This window comes from Microbulbifer variabilis ATCC 700307 (assembly GCF_000380565.1).
Classification (GTDB): domain Bacteria; phylum Pseudomonadota; class Gammaproteobacteria; order Pseudomonadales; family Cellvibrionaceae; genus Microbulbifer; species Microbulbifer variabilis.
In genome coordinates this window covers 231,054-244,400 of sequence record NZ_AQYJ01000022.1, presented here as the reverse complement: position 1 = coordinate 244,400, position 13,347 = coordinate 231,054, and the positions used below count along the sequence as shown (strand labels likewise).

Below are 13,347 nucleotides of genomic sequence, written 5' to 3'. Positions count from 1 at the left end.
GCCGCCCATGGCCTCATAATCAAATGCAGCTGTGGAGCTATCAAAGGCGTCGTGCCACGCTTGTCTAGCACTATCGAATCTCATGTCATGCCCCCCAAGCAATTATCAAGCAACCAAAAACCAGCCAAGCGTCCCATCATGCTGCCTTCGGCATGCTCTCGAAATAATCCTGAAATCGCCTTTCGGCTGCGTGCAGATTGTCTCGGTGATACGTGCCCAGGTAATTTATGTGGCCCTGGTTTATCCAGAATTGGGTCACCACCGTATTCGCGAACACAACCTCCACGAGGTGAGCGTACTTGGTGCGGAATACGGCCAGCGGACTGCTGGGGTTGGTTGTGGAAATCCTTTCGATGGCTTCTGGGATGGTGACTGTGCACATGGTGAACTCTCCTTGGTGAATGGGTTTAACCAGTTCTTATCCGCTGATGTTTTCAGCAGTTGTTGAAAAGTCGCTAAATAAATTTTTTGTAGTCGCCGGCTTCCTTGTATGCACCAACGAATGCAATAGCTAGCTCTGCATTGATTGCATTGCCATAACCGCGCAATCGTCCCACTCGGGCGGGAGCCCCATCAGCCAACGGGAATGTTCCGGGTTCAACTGGCCGGAACTTTCCATCTCTGCATCCGAGCCAGTCAGCATTTCTCCAGAAGCCGTTAGACGGACCGGGCCTTTTATTTCCCTCAATAGAGCTGTTGTTTCTGGCAGTGCCATTGCCCCAGGCCGCGGACTCACTCGCCCCTGCTTGCTTGAGTCCGAAGCTAGAGGAGTTGGCCATCCCGCCAATGTTGCCTGAGCACTTAATGGCTTCCCTCGGGAATGCGACCACCTTTTCTGATTGAACACCTCGCTCGCCGATTCGCTTTTCCAATCCCGAGCAGCCGGAGTTGCCCAACCGGCTTTCTGCAACAAAGTAGAGCCGCTGCCTGATGTGCGGGGCACCGATGCCCGCAGCGCATAAATCGAGCGCCCCGCTTGCGTAGTGCGCTCCTTCCAGGTCAGCTTGTACAAGGTCGAGCCAAGCGAGCGCAGCTTTACTTGAAGACTGTTCACCAAAGATTGTTCCAGGTCGGCACTGCTCGATGAGATGGAACCACGCTGGCCATAAGTGCCGCTCGTCAGCTTCCCCTTTCCCTTTGCCTGCCTGGCTGTAAGGCTGACAAGGGCAACTCCCGGTCCAGGCTGGTTTTTTATCCGGCCAATCAGCTTTTCTGAGTGCGTAGCTCCAGACTCCGATCCCGGCGAAGAAATGGCATTGGGTAAATCCAGCAAGCTCATCTGGTCGAACATCCTCAATACTCCTTTCATCCACTTCGCCTGGCGCTATGTGCCCAGCTGAAATTAATTCTCGCAGCCACTGAGCCGCAAATGGATCGACTTCGTTGTAGTAAGCAACCATTTCACTACCAACCTGTGTCTGAAAGAATTTCGCCAATTGGCCGATCCCGCGTTAGCCGCTGCCCTGACGCCCGAGGTTGGGGTGCGAAGTACTTCTCGCGTTTTAGCCAGTTGCGCCAGGTGGCGAGCCAATCGAGTTTTACGCCCCGCTGGCCGGGTTGGGATATCCAGTAATCGCGGAAGCTTTCGGCAATGTCGTGGATTCGGGGGATCAGGTCTGGGCGGAGGCGTTGAGCTTCGATGCGGAATTTGTCCGTGATAACCCAGTTTCCAGGCAGGCGTGTGCCGCGTTTGGGGTTGGCGCGTTTTGGAACTGTGCCTCTCTCTACTGGTTTCTTATTGGTTCTTACTGGTTCTATAGAGAAGGGCGTGTTGTCATTTTCACCGGTTGGGTGCACAGATTTCACCGGTTCGTGTTTTATTTTCACCGGTGAAGATTTTTCACCGGTGAAATCATTGCACCGGTTTACGTGTAAAAAGAGGTCATAATTGGTTCTGCGCCCGTTGGATTTTTCGGCGTTCAGGTAGCCCAATTCTTCCAGCTCTTCGATGGCATTAATCACCGAACGCTTTGTACATTGCGCAACGTCGGCCAGGTAGGCATTGCCCGGATCACACTGCCCAGTATCACTGTTATGGCAATCGGCCAACGCGATTAAAACCAGCTTTGCTGTTGGTGTTCTGGTCCTGCGTTTAATAGCCCATGCCGCAGCTTCAAAGCTCACCACGCACCTCCTGTATAAATTTCCATATAGCGCACCGGATTACCGCCCTACTCCACAAGCAGCAGAATTACCAAGTCACAACAGAGGAATTTGAAAATGATTGTTTTTCAGGTTTCGCCAGCAAACTCATGCTCGGCTAGCTTACTTACTGGACTCTTATCGTCTCTTGCTGACCCGCATCACAAAAAAGCTGAGCAAGCTTCGGGCAGAGATCAACAGCACTAACAACTCCACCTGCCACCAGCTCAGCACGCAAAGCCAATTCAGCTGATGCGCCATGCTTTCCATGCAGCAAGTTACTGACAGTGGGCTGACTTACACGTAGCGCTTTAGCAGTATCCTTTTGCCCCCCGAAATGCTCTATCAGCTTTCGGACGGCTTTTTCGACCCGATCTGATTTGTCCATTCCTGGAGAGTATCGGTATACCTATATTCAGTCAACTGGTATTCCAGTTTTTCATGATATAGGTAGACCTATAACATACTTCTTCACAAAGCACGTTACGGAATTTCCAAGTGACCGAATTAAAGGACAGGCTCAAAGAGGCCCGAAAAGCTGCCGGCAAGACACAGAAGCAGGTCGCAGAAGCTGTAGGTATTACTCAACCATCCTATTCAGAGCTAGAGAATGGAAGGTCTTATGGCACACGCTACATTACTCAAATAGCTTTATACCTCAGTGTTAATCCCCTTTGGCTCGCTACTGGTAATGGCGTAATGCGTAATGCCTCAGTAGAGGAAGTTCGGCGCAAAAATTTGGATCCGCTACTTAATGAATTCGGAATAGAGGGGTTAGCCCAAAAACTTCCGAAACTCGAAAGCCAGCTTCAAGCTATTTTTACTGAAAATCGTGCTATCAACAGTAGAGTTGCAAGGGCTATAGAAGATGGATTGCAGCTTCCTTTAGGATCACTGGATCACGATAAAGCAGCAGAAAAAGCAGGTGCTCTAAGCAACGTAAGCCCAGGCCCTCGCATACAAGGCCGGGTGCCACTGATTAGCTGGGTTCAAGCAGGAGAGTTTTGTGAGTCCATCGATATATTCGAGCCTGGAGATGCCGAAGACTGGATACCCTGCCCAGCAAAGCACTCGGATCGTACTTACGCATTACGTGTAAACGGCGATAGCATGACCAGCCCCTATCCTGGGCAAAAGTCCTACCCTGAAGGTACCATAATTTTTGTTGACCCTGATAAAGCCCTTATCAATGGTTGTCGAGTTATCGCCAAATTAAATGGCGAAGTTACCTTCAAAACTTATGCAGAAGACATGGGCCATATTTATTTACGCCCCATCAATCCGACCTACTCCCCGATGGATGTGACCGGTAAAGATATATCGTTTTGTGGCGTAATTATTGGTTCTTACAGCCCCGAGTAAATCACTAAAAAAGCCCGCCCAAGCGGGCCTTTTTGAATGCTGAGAATCACAACAGAATCTTTTTGACCATCTCAACTTCAATAACACCGCGAGAAACACAGTTCAAAGTAAGGTCTTGAGCCGGCTTCCCCGGTAAGTATTCGCCCTGAATATTTGAACGAACAATCACATCCCTATCATCAACAACCACATTAAAGGCAACTTCTGTCTTGGTGAAATTATCCTCTAAATAATCCCTGCCCTCAATTGCACCACAATTGGCTTGTTCCGGCGTGAGCTTCCAGTTTTTTAGGGATGTAGAGATATAACCCGCCTCTAAATCAGAGGACAAAATCTGAAACCCATCCCTCAACAAAGCCTGCCTCGCCTTACTCAATACTTCTTGCTTTGTTGAAAGGTGCTCTAAAGCAAAGTACTCACTAATAATCACTGGCGTCTCGTTCGCTGCATAACAACCACCAAGGCCAGCTGCCATCAGAACTCCCACTACTGCATGTCTTAGTTTTTTCATTCTTATCCTCCGTGATAAGCGCTCACTGAGAATATCAATAGTCGATCTAATTTCAACCACATCAACAAATATAATAGGTAAGCCTATTGACTCTTAAAAATGGTATACCTATATTTGCATAAGAAACCAAGGACAGGGCATCAAAATGCACACAACCAGCAATCTAAGGCCATTGGCGCCACGTCAAGCTGAAGCGCTTACACATCGTGCCCGTGGGCTCTCCAACAAAGAGACCGCCGAAGCTATGCAGTGCTCTGTAGCGAATATCACTAACTTGCTGGCGGAGTGCTTTTACAAGCTGCATGCCCGCAATAGCACTGAAGCCGTAGCCAAAGCGGTAAAGCACGGATTAATTCAGTTCGCCCTAATCGCCTCAGTTCTTAGCGGTATTGGTACCGATGCACAGGAGCAGTTACGCACCCGTATCCAGCGCCGCCCCACTATTCGAACTATTCGCATCCGCAATAACCGCGAGGGCATCGTATGACCGCCACAGTCTATGTACTCCCAACAGCTCAAACTCAACGCGGTATCAAACGCCCAAATGGTTGTACCGGGCCAATCGTTGCCGCAATTCATAAAGGCCGTCACGCAGTAGCCACACAGCCCAAACCAACTTCGGATTCACCCAAGCAAGATGACGATTGGTCTCCGTTTGGAGGTGATGCGGCATGAGTAATTTCAGCCCAAAGCAGAGCGTGGAAACCCTGCTCACAGTAGCCAACGGCTACTCCGGCGCTAGTGCAATTGCTGCCCAGGTATTGCTTTCGGCCTGGAACAGTAATGATTTTATGGTCCCCGTTGCCGAACTCGCCCTACTGGATGGGGATAACTATCAGCACGCACTCAACGTAATTACGCTTCGCTACCAAGGTAAAGAACCCCAAAACGTCATTGCGCATGGCGATAAAAAGTTTCGCACCCTTTGTGTCGAGTGGTCTCACCTTGAAACCCAAAGGAAGGGAGCAGCGTGAACCAGGCCCAGCAGCTCCCAAGAATACGCTGCCCCCTCTGTGGAAAACTCGCAGAGCCAGTATTTAACGGGAAGCTGTTATTACGCGGCTGGGCTTGCCAGCTCTGCAAGTACTGGGAGCCGGCAATAGGCCGTGAAAGAAAGTTCAAGAAAGTGGTAGGCACAGGCCATGAATGAATTCTCCCAGCTGTTGCAAATCACCCAAGACCTGATGGCCACGGTAGAAACCCAGCAGTTACAAATCAACGGCATGCGCGAGCAGATAGCCGCGCTCTCTGAAGCTATCCAAGGTCAGCCCCCAAAACAAACTGTGGATAACCAGGAGGCAGCGTGAAAAAGGAAAAACTATTCACAATCACTCAAGCCGCCCGAACGCTGGACATGGGCAGGAATAACCTGTTGAAACTGCTACGCAATAATGACCTTTTGCACAGCCGTGAACCTATGCGCAATTCACCCACAAAGACCGCGGTAAAACAGGGGCTGTTAGTTGCAGAAAACGCTGAATACAACCGCGGCCCGGTGAAGGTCCCATACATTAATACCAAGGTTACATCGAAAGGCATGGTGTGGATTCGGGACTTAATCGAAAAAGGAACCATCCCCCAGGCCAGCTAAAGATTTAACCGCGCCCCGGCGCATTCAGTCAGAGGTAACCATCCTTGGGCTGCCGACACGGAGCCCCTTTTTAGAATAGGAGAATCCAATGAAAAGGTATGCACTATTTTGCGGCAGTTATAACTTACTAATGGGTGGTGCTAAAGATTTCCGGCAGTCAGCAGAAACCCTAAAAGAAGCGAAGGAAAAAGCAGAACAAATTGCCAAAGAAAAACGCTTCAAATACTGGGTACAAATCTTCGATAAAGAAACCGATACATTCACCTCCTATAGCATTGTTAATGGTGAACTAAAGGAACGAGCTTTACCTGAATAAGCCATGGAGGGCTACCCCGTGGGTAAGCTAGTTAAAGGCACTACCTGGGCCAGAGAGCAATTTGAATTAGGCTCTCGCCCTGGTAGGGACAAAATTATTGAATGGATCACCGCCGAACATATCCCCGGCCAGATCATTGCCGGGGAACCCTATGTCGATGCCGACCGATTCGCCATACGCGATCACACCGGTAAAAGCCCAGCTCAGAATACCGCCATCAACGATGGCCAACCTAAAAGCGGGCTAGACCTGCTGGCAGGCTAAAAACAACACCAACAAAGCTGCAGTCGAGCAAGGAAATGGCCAGACCCAGAAAGCCCCGCATGTGGGGCGACACTCTACTACCAGACAACCTCTACCCGGACCCACGGGGACGTGAGAACTATTGGCGCTATCGCCGCCCAGACCTTAGAGATAAAGTGTTCACAGCCTCGCTTGAAGACGCCATAAGAATGGCCGAGCAAGCCAATGCTCAACGCGGCAAGCAAGTAGCAAGCAAACCGATCAAGGTTCCAGACAGAGCAAGCTTCGCCTACCACGCCATAGGCTATATAGAGTGGCGAATAGAGAACGACCCACGCTTACCCAGCAAAGCCAGCTGGCGCAACCGCTGTAACGCCCTGAAGCGGTTTGGCGAAGCTTTCGAGGCTATTCCTATACACAAAGCCAAACTGGCTGATTTACGCAAATGGTGGGAATCCCTTACCTACCATCAACAACACGCACGCCGTGCAGAGTTTAATAAATTTTTTAATTACCTAATGGCAGAAGGTTTATGCAAACTCGATAGTAACCCCTTCACCACCGCAGACGACCGCCCTCGCCTACTGGAAAAAGGGAAGCCCACCAAGAAACGACAACGCCTCTCCCTTGAGGCCTACTGGGCTATTTATGAGAAAGCGGACGAGCTTGGTTATGAAGCACTTCAAATTGCTATGGGTATCAGCATACTCACCACCATGCGCCGCGCCGATATTTGCGAGCTGCGTTTTGATAAGCACCTTCAGGGCAATCATCTACGTAAAACAATTAACAAGTCCGAAGCCCAACGAGATAGCCTCGCAGCCAGCCACTTAAGCTTTAACCTGACAACACATCAGCAGCTAGGCAAACTTATTAGCCGAGCAAGAGAGCTCAGCATTAAAAACTTTCGCTGCCCCTACCTACTGAGCCACACGCCTAAGCAACGGCGGACGGGGAAAACTAAAGAACATGTTTGCCAAGTAAGTCCCGACCGGCTTAGCGATATGTTCACCGAAGCCCGCAACGCAACCAATCTCTATAAGGGCTTACCTAAAAGCCAAACTCCACCCAGCTTCCATGAGGTTCGTAGCCTCGCTTCAGACCGGTTTAAACGGATGGGATATGACGTGAAGGATGTGCAACATCTAATGGCCCATACCGACGAGCGTGTTACCCAGGCGTACCAAGCTGGGCATGGCATCGATTACGAAGAAATTGCTATTTACCTGGATGAGCAGGCAATCGGTCGAGAGTTTTAAAAAAGGGCTGGAAAAGCTCTTTTAATAATTTAGGTACTAACTCTGCTCTAGGTATCAACCCAGGTTAGTACAAGCAGAACGAATTTACTCACCTTCTACGGTTAGAAGCTCAGCACTGCCATCAATAACAGCAATCACCTGGTTATTACTGCAAGGATAGATATTTATCTCCTTGGAAAAGCTAGAGAGGATATGCTCATCGGCATCCTTAAAGGGTTGATTTCCGTAGTGAGGTAATGGATAGAAATCCACAAGATTCAGCCCCTCATAAGACTCTAAATCCTTTACAGCATCAGCATTATCTATCTCCTGGACATACGCAATATTCGGTGAAAGTATGACAGAACCTGCCGACTCACCAATATACGTTTTACCGGATTTTACCTGCTCCAGTATGATTTTATCCGCCCCACTTCGTCTGAGCTCTTGAAGCAGAAAAAACGTATTACCACCAGTCAAATAAATGTATTCATTATTCTTAAGTTTATTTTCAATCTCACTAATCGAGGCTGTGGATATATCCAAGTTATCCACAGTAAGGCCCAACTTTTCGAAGGCCCGCCTTGCATCATCAACATAAAAATCAATCTCTTCTGGAATACTTGCAGTTGGAATAAATGTAACCCTCTTCCCTTCAAGACCTTTCTCATAGCTTCCAATTAAGTCAGCAACCTCAGCGAAGTATGAGGTCAAAAACAGTTTGGTCATGTGTTTTAATCCCTTAACGTATAAATCGAATTAACTGCCTAATATTGAAAGCACCCACCCTTTGAGGAACACTGTAAAGTACCTGACAGAATTCCAAAGAGGTGGGGAAAGATATATCAGATTATTACTACCTACTTATCCACATATTTTAACAACGCAATACAGAGGAAACTAAAGAGCACACCTTCCATGTATGCTCTCATCGGCTCAGTAACATGTTTACTGAAGTACGTAGTGCTATCGCTTTATGTAACAGCCCACCAAAAAAAATAAACACCACCCAGATTTTACCAAGTGCACAGCTTGGTTTCTAATCGGTTTAGGCGAATAGGATATAATGTGAAGCAGCTAATAGCCCATACAAATGAGTAAATTAAGCAGGCTTACCTAGCCAAATATGAAATCGATTTCGAAGAGGTTAGTATTTACTTGAATGAGCAAGCTATAGGAGAGAAAATTTGAACAAATTAAACAAATAAGAATTCCATCTAGTTAATAAAGGCAATCCTTTTACTCCTAAGCCAACCTTACTACTAGAGCCCCCTATATATCCACTGCACGTAACTCGTTAAATATCTTTTAAAATATCAGAAACCGACTTTAGCCTATCTCCCGACTTAGCTTGTCTATTTTTTAACTGAATTGAGTCAAGGCAATCCTCTTTAGAATCTTCCCAACCTCTCAGCCACTCGGTTGCATCGCATTCATCTGTTTCATCGTAAGGATTTTTCTTACTGGACACCCCATCTTTAAAGTCTTCATAGCCATGACTGTAGGGATCTTGATGTTCCATTGGGTTCTCCGCATATACGATAATCAATCTGCCTATTATTTTCGAGCAGCATAAGATCTAGAAAACATTTGAAAACTTATGCTCCAAAAAACTCCGTTCACAATTATACACCCTCTGATATAGATATTTTTTTTGTACTCACCATTCCTGGCATAGTAAATGTGTACATCAAGAACATTTCTGTAAAATCAAGAAGCTGTTCCGCAAATAAATTAGTTACCGGGTCCTCCTCATGGGCCGCATCATTTCCATCACCCCTAATAATATGAGCCCAACTTTTAAGGTCATCAGTAATCTTCCCTATCTCATAAAGTCTCTCAATACGTTGGTAAAGTGAGCCTTTTCCGTCAGGCTGTAATTTCTTAACAGAAACTTCTAAAACTTTCCTAGACATTATGGCAGACGCGTCGTAACTTCCTGCCTTTAAGCTATCTGCGGCCTGAATATAAAACTTCTCAATATTATCGGGCAAATATTTCGGATATTCTGCTGTAATCGCTTCCGGATATTCTCGAATAACCTTTAAGTATTTTGATGTTTCTAGATTACCAGAGATCCGACATGGACTCTGCCCCCCAAGTTGCTCAGCACGTATAATATAGCCTTCATGACAACCACCACACCTTAATGCTACTGTATAAACCTTAGGTGTATTTGTATTCGGATCAGAGAACTCCCCAAATGTATTAAACGTTGAATTTGCGGAATGACAATGTGGGCAGTCCCTAGTAATTGTTCCCATTTTTAATTCTTACTCCCCAATAATAAGTAGCGCCACAGGCTGAGAATTATATTGACAATATTACGTACAAAATTTTAGTAAATCTGTTCCATGTATAAAACACACACGGTAATCTACCCAATAGATAGCTAATAGAGGATAAATTAGCCAGTTATACTTATTATAATTTTATTGAATACATCTCCATACCCCCAGATAAAGGTACCTAATATTGCCAATACTGCTGCAGAATATTGTGCAATATTGTATATAGTTTTGTACCGCTCAGCTAAAACTGACTGCTGACTGTAAGAACTTCCAGAAAGATTTATGTGTTCATTTACCTTCATAAGGTTATATTCTGCCCAAACGGCGAAAAGGACCATAAGTGAACCACTTCTTTGAAACCAGATATCAGAGGGCTCATCATTTGGAATAAGAAAAGAATACCACGCCATAATTGGAAGTGAGCCAGCTAAAAAAAGGAGTGGAATACAATAAATTAATTGCTTTTTTATTTCGCTCTCTGCATCTCTTAGAATGTCATAAATTGATGCTTCTTGAGTCATTTCATTTCCTGAGTTATATAGCTATCATAATATTTCTTCAGATCGTAGCCCAAAGCAGTTTAATTGATAGCTTAGTTATGCATTACCACTAACCGGAAACCAGCCCAATTTATTTTCTATTACATTTCTATAATTGGTTCGCACTTGGAGTGGTGTTTTTCGAACATACTCTTCTGCTTTTCTTTTTTTCTCAATAGGCAGTTCTTTAAGATGTTTTATGACTTCATCTGACGTAGGGATCTGGTTTCGAGCAGTTTGAAATCCATATTTCAAGTTAGTCCACACCACACCATCTAATCCTTTTTCTATTGCCCATTTGGATATTTCATCAGAATACTTCCCATGTGAAGTGCACGAGTAAGACTCCCAATACCCAATTGAATATTTTTTATTCTTTTCAGAAATCTTTTCACGCTTAGCTAAATCAGATATAGCTGTATCAATATCTGTTGCGCTTAGCATCGCCCACAACGTAGGTGATTGTATGGCATTGTCGACCAATACTAATGTCATTCGACCATCAGCAGATTCTCGAGCAAATTCTATAGGTAGATTCGGTCCATCGCTGGCCCAATCAGATGAAAGTTGTAAATTATCTGGCTTCCAAATAAGAGAACCCCACCCTAAGCAAGCAATTCGCATAGTCAATCCTTAACTTGCATAACAACATATTCAAGAAGAGCTTCTTTATACCACTTTGCTTTATATCCCCAAAATTATTTTTTACCGACTAAGAGATGCAACTTTGTGAATAAACTAGACACCCTTGATTGGCACTATCGTAATTAATTGGATACTGCAAAACTCTTTAATATATCAGTACTTATACATATATATATCACTCGTTAAATTTACTGATCATCATGGTCTTCAGGTATGTTTGAAGAGAAAGAGAACTACCTTCTATTTTCCCAAGAAAGTCCATGACAACCCGCAAGGTATGATTAAGTGAAAATTAGCATTTGCCAAAATCAGCGGAAGGATAAAGAGGGACTTTTAAAAGAGAAATTTGAGACAAAAAAAAGGGCCTTTAAGGCCCTTTTTTCATCCCCGCAAGTTTGTGTGCGGGTTTATGTACAGTTTGTGTACACCTTGCAGAAGTCAATTTCTCTTCTTCCACAACCCCTTGATAGACAAGGGAAATTTGGTGGAGCTAAGCGGGATCGAACCGCTGACCTCCTGCGTGCAAGGCAGGCGCTCTCCCAGCTGAGCTATAGCCCCAAATTCTGCTGCCTGACGTTTCCGTCGAAAGCGGGGCGCATTTTAGCAAGGTTTAGGCGCCTGTCAACAGAAAAAATAACTTTTTAATCAATTAGTTAGCTGCCAACAATGGACGCCCTTAGAAGCTGTCAATTCCAAGGGCTATGAAGGCAGCAAAGCCTTAATTGAGCCCAGCGTACTCCTTTTCCCAGCGCTTCAGCACCTTCTTCCCGGCGCCGCCCAGTACGTCGATTGCCTGACGCAGGCGGGCGCGACTGAGGTCGGGGCCCAGGAGTACCATGGCTTCCATCACAGAGAAGGAGGCGGTGGTGCCGCTGATGGCGACAAACAGTGGGGCGTTGAAGTCTTTCAGCTTGATTTCCATGGCTGTGGACAGGGCTTTCACTGCCTGGAAGATACTGTCCTTATCCCAAGCACGCAGGGCTTCGAGGCGCCACAGGGCAAATTGCAGCAGTTTCTTCTGGTCATCCAGGGGTAGCTTGTTACCGTTGAAGCTCTCTTCGGTCAGGGGCAATTTGCCGGAGGCGAGGAAGCTAACCAGAGGAGCAAAATCTCCGAAGGTCTCCATACGCTCTTTGGCCTGTGGCAGCACCTTGAGCAGATTGTCACGGTTAAACATCCACTCGGTGAGGCGATCGGCGAGCTGCTCGTTTTCCAGCTCGCGAATCCACAGGCCATTCAGCCAGGACAGCTTCTCCACATCGAATACCGGGCCGCCCAGGGAGACACGCTGGATGTCGAAGTGTTCCAGCATCTCTTCGAGGGAGAACTTCTCACGCTCATCCGGCATGGACCAGCCCATGCGGCCCAGATAGTTCAGCAGGGCTTCAGGCATAAAGCCGGCGCGCTGGTAATAGAGGATAGAGGTGGGGTTCTTACGCTTGGACAGCTTGGTCTTGTCCGGGTTGCGCAACAGCGGTAAGTGGCAGAGCACCGGCATTTCCCACCCAAAGTATTCATACAGCAGCTTGTGCTTGGGCGCAGAGTTAATCCACTCTTCACCACGAAGTACATGGGTGATCTCCATCAGGTGATCATCTACCACATTCGCCAGGTGGTAAGTGGGCATTCCATCGGACTTGAGCAAAATCTGGGCATCTACCTGGGCCCAGTCAATCTCGATAGTACCGCGCAGCAGGTCTTCCACTACACAAGTGCCGCTCTCAGGCACATTCATGCGCACAACATAAGGCGCTCCGGCGGCGCGGCGCTTCTCTACCTCTTCTTCCGGCAGGGCGAGGTCGCTGGGCTTCAGTGAAGTGCGCCCTGCTTCGCGCAATCCTTCACGCAGCTGCTCCAGTTCTTCCGCAGTACGGTAACAGTGGAAGGCATGTCCTTTCTGTACCAGCTCGTCGCAGTAAGTTTTGTAGATATCACCGCGTTCGCTCTGGCGGTAGGGGCCGTGGGGACCTCCTACATCGGGCCCTTCCTGCCAATCCAAACCCAACCAGCGCAAGCTGTCGAGAATCGCTTTCTCGGATTCCGGGGTGCTGCGCTGCTGATCGGTATCTTCAATACGAAGTACAAACTGGCCACCCTGTGCGCGGGCAAAACACTGGTTGAAGAGAGCGATATAGGCAGTACCAACATGGGGATCACCGGTTGGTGAAGGTGCAATTCGGGTTCTTACGGTCATGACAAACCTGATAGAAGATAGATAAAGGACTGTTAAGGCGCGGGATTATAGCGCTGGCTTGCCCCTGGGCCCAGGCGGTATTTTTTCAACAAAAAGATGCTTTTCGTGCCATAGCTCAAATAAAGTACACAATTGACGTGACTTGATTCACGAAAAAAGTATGATTGCCGCCATAAACATGGAATAGCTTGACTAACGCAATAGCCCTTATTGTGCAGGGATTTCCGTGAGCAACTTTTCCTCAAAATGATAAATCAACGGCTCAGGAAGATAGG

General features: G+C 47.0%; 20 protein-coding genes and 1 tRNA gene. 10 read left to right on the top strand and 11 right to left on the bottom strand.

Features of this window, described 5'->3' with window-relative positions; translation table 11 throughout:
• The first annotated feature begins 205 nt into the window (after positions 1-205).
• Positions 206-448 carry a hypothetical protein gene (locus G367_RS0105325; protein ID WP_020412075.1) on the top strand — a complete coding sequence of 81 codons (243 nt, stop codon included), beginning with the start codon at positions 206-208 and terminating at the stop codon, positions 446-448.
• 7 nt (positions 449-455) lie between these two features.
• On the opposite strand, the gene G367_RS0105320 is transcribed toward G367_RS0105325, so the two are convergent.
• The 3 genes from G367_RS0105320 to G367_RS0105310 form a co-directional block, all read right to left on the bottom strand.
• Positions 456-1,436, bottom strand: coding sequence for a DNA cytosine methyltransferase (locus G367_RS0105320; RefSeq protein ID WP_245556660.1), 981 nt, complete (start codon positions 1,434-1,436; stop codon positions 456-458).
• A complete protein-coding gene (locus tag G367_RS0105315; RefSeq protein ID WP_020412073.1) occupies positions 1,405-2,124 on the bottom strand; it encodes a helix-turn-helix domain-containing protein in 720 nt (239 codons plus the stop codon). The genes G367_RS0105320 and G367_RS0105315 overlap by 32 nt, the downstream gene beginning before the upstream one ends.
• Before the next feature lie 145 nt (positions 2,125-2,269).
• Positions 2,270-2,530, bottom strand: a complete 261-nt coding sequence (locus G367_RS0105310; RefSeq protein WP_020412072.1) for a transcriptional regulator — start codon at positions 2,528-2,530, stop codon at positions 2,270-2,272.
• Between the two features lie 110 nt (positions 2,531-2,640).
• On the opposite strand from G367_RS0105310, the gene G367_RS24905 reads away from it, so the two are divergent.
• Positions 2,641-3,504, top strand: a complete 864-nt coding sequence (locus tag G367_RS24905) for a type II toxin-antitoxin system RelB family anti-toxin (protein ID WP_020412071.1) — start codon at positions 2,641-2,643, stop codon at positions 3,502-3,504.
• A gap of 46 nt (positions 3,505-3,550) precedes the next feature.
• On the opposite strand, the gene G367_RS0105300 is transcribed toward G367_RS24905, so the two are convergent.
• On the bottom strand, positions 3,551-4,015 hold the full coding sequence (locus G367_RS0105300) for a hypothetical protein (protein WP_020412070.1): 465 nt from the start codon (positions 4,013-4,015) through the stop codon (positions 3,551-3,553).
• 145 nt (positions 4,016-4,160) lie between these two features.
• Between G367_RS0105300 and G367_RS0105295 the strand changes: the two genes are divergently transcribed.
• From G367_RS0105295 to G367_RS0105255, 8 genes are all read left to right on the top strand, one after another.
• Positions 4,161-4,502 carry a response regulator transcription factor gene (locus tag G367_RS0105295; RefSeq protein ID WP_020412069.1) on the top strand — a complete coding sequence of 114 codons (342 nt, stop codon included), beginning with the start codon at positions 4,161-4,163 and terminating at the stop codon, positions 4,500-4,502.
• Positions 4,499-4,690 (top strand): hypothetical protein, encoded by a 192-nt coding sequence (locus G367_RS0105290; RefSeq protein ID WP_020412068.1) that lies wholly within the window; start codon positions 4,499-4,501, stop codon positions 4,688-4,690. Before G367_RS0105295 ends, G367_RS0105290 begins: the two co-directional genes overlap by 4 nt.
• Positions 4,687-4,989, top strand: a complete 303-nt coding sequence (locus G367_RS23135; protein WP_020412067.1) for a DUF7673 family protein — start codon at positions 4,687-4,689, stop codon at positions 4,987-4,989. Before G367_RS0105290 ends, G367_RS23135 begins: the two co-directional genes overlap by 4 nt.
• 168 nt (positions 4,990-5,157) lie before the next feature.
• Positions 5,158-5,322 (top strand): hypothetical protein, encoded by a 165-nt coding sequence (locus tag G367_RS26435; RefSeq protein WP_020412065.1) that lies wholly within the window; start codon positions 5,158-5,160, stop codon positions 5,320-5,322.
• Positions 5,319-5,606, top strand: coding sequence for a phage antirepressor KilAC domain-containing protein (locus G367_RS0105270; RefSeq protein ID WP_020412064.1), 288 nt, complete (start codon positions 5,319-5,321; stop codon positions 5,604-5,606). Before G367_RS26435 ends, G367_RS0105270 begins: the two co-directional genes overlap by 4 nt.
• A gap of 88 nt (positions 5,607-5,694) precedes the next feature.
• Positions 5,695-5,922, top strand: a complete 228-nt coding sequence (locus G367_RS0105265) for a hypothetical protein (protein WP_020412063.1) — start codon at positions 5,695-5,697, stop codon at positions 5,920-5,922.
• A gap of 18 nt (positions 5,923-5,940) precedes the next feature.
• Positions 5,941-6,186, top strand: a complete 246-nt coding sequence (locus tag G367_RS0105260; RefSeq protein ID WP_157533347.1) for a hypothetical protein — start codon at positions 5,941-5,943, stop codon at positions 6,184-6,186.
• Between the two features lie 35 nt (positions 6,187-6,221).
• Entirely contained in the window at positions 6,222-7,424 is a 1,203-nt protein-coding gene (locus tag G367_RS0105255) for a tyrosine-type recombinase/integrase (protein WP_083922675.1), read from the top strand.
• 84 nt (positions 7,425-7,508) lie between these two features.
• Here the strand turns inward: G367_RS0105255 and G367_RS0105250 are convergent, their stop codons facing one another.
• The 7 genes from G367_RS0105250 to gltX form a co-directional block, all read right to left on the bottom strand.
• Positions 7,509-8,132 (bottom strand): peptidase E, encoded by a 624-nt coding sequence (locus G367_RS0105250; protein WP_020412060.1) that lies wholly within the window; start codon positions 8,130-8,132, stop codon positions 7,509-7,511.
• A gap of 568 nt (positions 8,133-8,700) precedes the next feature.
• Complete coding sequence (locus G367_RS0105245) at positions 8,701-8,925, bottom strand: hypothetical protein (RefSeq protein WP_020412059.1); 225 nt, start codon at positions 8,923-8,925, stop codon at positions 8,701-8,703.
• Between the two features lie 103 nt (positions 8,926-9,028).
• The gene (locus tag G367_RS23130) at positions 9,029-9,667 is read right to left on the bottom strand and encodes a DUF4145 domain-containing protein (protein ID WP_020412058.1); all 639 of its coding nucleotides are present in this window, start codon (positions 9,665-9,667) and stop codon (positions 9,029-9,031) included.
• A 143-nt stretch (positions 9,668-9,810) separates the two neighbouring features.
• The gene (locus G367_RS0105235; protein WP_020412057.1) at positions 9,811-10,215 is read right to left on the bottom strand and encodes a hypothetical protein; all 405 of its coding nucleotides are present in this window, start codon (positions 10,213-10,215) and stop codon (positions 9,811-9,813) included.
• 75 nt (positions 10,216-10,290) lie between these two features.
• Complete coding sequence (locus tag G367_RS0105230; protein ID WP_020412056.1) at positions 10,291-10,857, bottom strand: hypothetical protein; 567 nt, start codon at positions 10,855-10,857, stop codon at positions 10,291-10,293.
• Positions 10,858-11,360: 503 nt separating this feature from the next.
• Positions 11,361-11,436 (bottom strand) — tRNA-Ala (locus G367_RS0105225).
• Positions 11,437-11,596: 160 nt separating this feature from the next.
• Positions 11,597-13,072 carry a glutamate--tRNA ligase gene (gltX, locus tag G367_RS0105220; protein ID WP_020412055.1) on the bottom strand — a complete coding sequence of 492 codons (1,476 nt, stop codon included), beginning with the start codon at positions 13,070-13,072 and terminating at the stop codon, positions 11,597-11,599.
• Positions 13,073-13,347: the final 275 nt, after the last annotated feature.